Annotated in this window: 3 protein-coding genes; all 3 read left to right on the top strand. The window is 47.8% G+C overall.

Annotation, left to right across the window (positions count from 1 at the left end; genetic code table 11):
- A partial coding sequence (locus ACED25_RS23515; RefSeq protein ID WP_371696278.1) for a hypothetical protein occupies positions 1 to 219 on the top strand: 219 nt, incomplete at its 5' end.
- A gap of 59 nt (positions 220 to 278) precedes the next feature.
- On the top strand, positions 279 to 707 hold the full coding sequence (locus ACED25_RS23510) for a M15 family metallopeptidase (RefSeq protein ID WP_017100572.1): 429 nt from the start codon (positions 279 to 281) through the stop codon (positions 705 to 707).
- A complete protein-coding gene (locus ACED25_RS23505) occupies positions 704 to 1,114 on the top strand; it encodes a hypothetical protein (RefSeq protein ID WP_017083721.1) in 411 nt (136 codons plus the stop codon). Before ACED25_RS23510 ends, ACED25_RS23505 begins: the two co-directional genes overlap by 4 nt.
- Positions 1,115 to 1,119 lie beyond the last annotated feature (5 nt).

The following is a 1,119-nucleotide window of genomic DNA, read 5'->3' as shown; positions in this document are numbered from 1 at the left end:
CTCTACCGATGGACTGGTGAGGCTTTTGTCCTGTCACTAGAGGCTCAACAAAATAAAGAACAATCTGAAAGGCGCGCAAAGGCTAAACATTACCTTGATGCGACCGATTTTTACTTAGTACGCCAAGTAGAAAACGGTGCGGACGTCCCCCAAGAGGTTCTCTCCAAGCGTGAGACAGCCAGAGCCTTACTCGTGACCCAGTTACCGGATTTCGAATAATGACCATTAAAAAGTTGAGTGCGCTCGTTGTGCTCTTCACTTTACTAGGAGTGTATTTCATGAACAAAAAAACCGTCGATAAAGCACTCAGTCAGTTTGCGTTATCAGCAAGAAGCGAGTCTCGCATGATTGGGGTTCATGGCGATCTCAAACGCGTGGTTCGCAGGGCGATTGAGTTAACCCCGTTTGATTTTGGCATTACCTCGGGAAAGCGAACGGCCGAAGAGCAAAATGCGCTCTTCAAAAAAGGCGCTAGCCAACTCGATGGCTACAGTAAAAAAAGCCGGCACCAGTCAGGCCATGCGATTGATTTTGTGGTGTATGACGAAAACAGCAAAGTCACGTGGGGCTTTAGTTATTACGAACAAGTGAGTTGGGCGTTTAAACAAGCGGCAAAAGAGCTGAATGTGCCTATTGTCTGGGGTGGGGATTGGGTCAGCTTTAAAGATGGGCCTCATGTGGAACTCGATAAACGGGTTTACGCATGATAGGCGCCATCGCCAACCTCATCACTGGCGGCATTGATGCCTATAAGCAGCACGGCCTCAATAAAGCGAATGCCCTCAAGCGACAAGATGAGATCGAGCAAGAGCGTCACCAAGCTCAAGTGAAGCGTTTACAGTCTGGAGATGAACAGGCCGCCGATTTAGATAGGGTGAGCCTCAAAGATCGCGGCCTTAAAGATGAGTTCATTCTCTTGGTGGTGTTTGTTCCTCTGATCTTGTCGTTTATCCCAGACTATGCGGAGTATGTTCAAGAAGGGTTCAAAGCGTTGGAATTTGTGCCCGAGTACTATTGGTACATAGTGGGTGCGGTGGTCATCGACACGTTTGGGTTTCGCTCTATGGTGCGTTACTTACTGGAGTTCTTTTCATTTAAATTCAGGGGTAAGTAATGGAG

The sequence above is a fragment of the Vibrio sp. 1F263 genome (assembly GCF_041439035.1).
Classification (GTDB): domain Bacteria; phylum Pseudomonadota; class Gammaproteobacteria; order Enterobacterales; family Vibrionaceae; genus Vibrio; species Vibrio tasmaniensis_A.
Note: the sequence above shows the minus strand (reverse complement) of the source record. Positions and strands in the feature narration are given on the sequence as shown.

Excerpts from the sequence above, each read along its gene's own strand:
- ACED25_RS23510 (WP_017100572.1), top strand. The coding sequence starts at position 279 with ATGAACAAAAAAACCGTCGATAAAGCACTCAGTCAGTTTGCGTTATCA.
- ACED25_RS23505 (WP_017083721.1), top strand. The coding sequence starts at position 704 with ATGATAGGCGCCATCGCCAACCTCATCACTGGCGGCATTGATGCCTAT.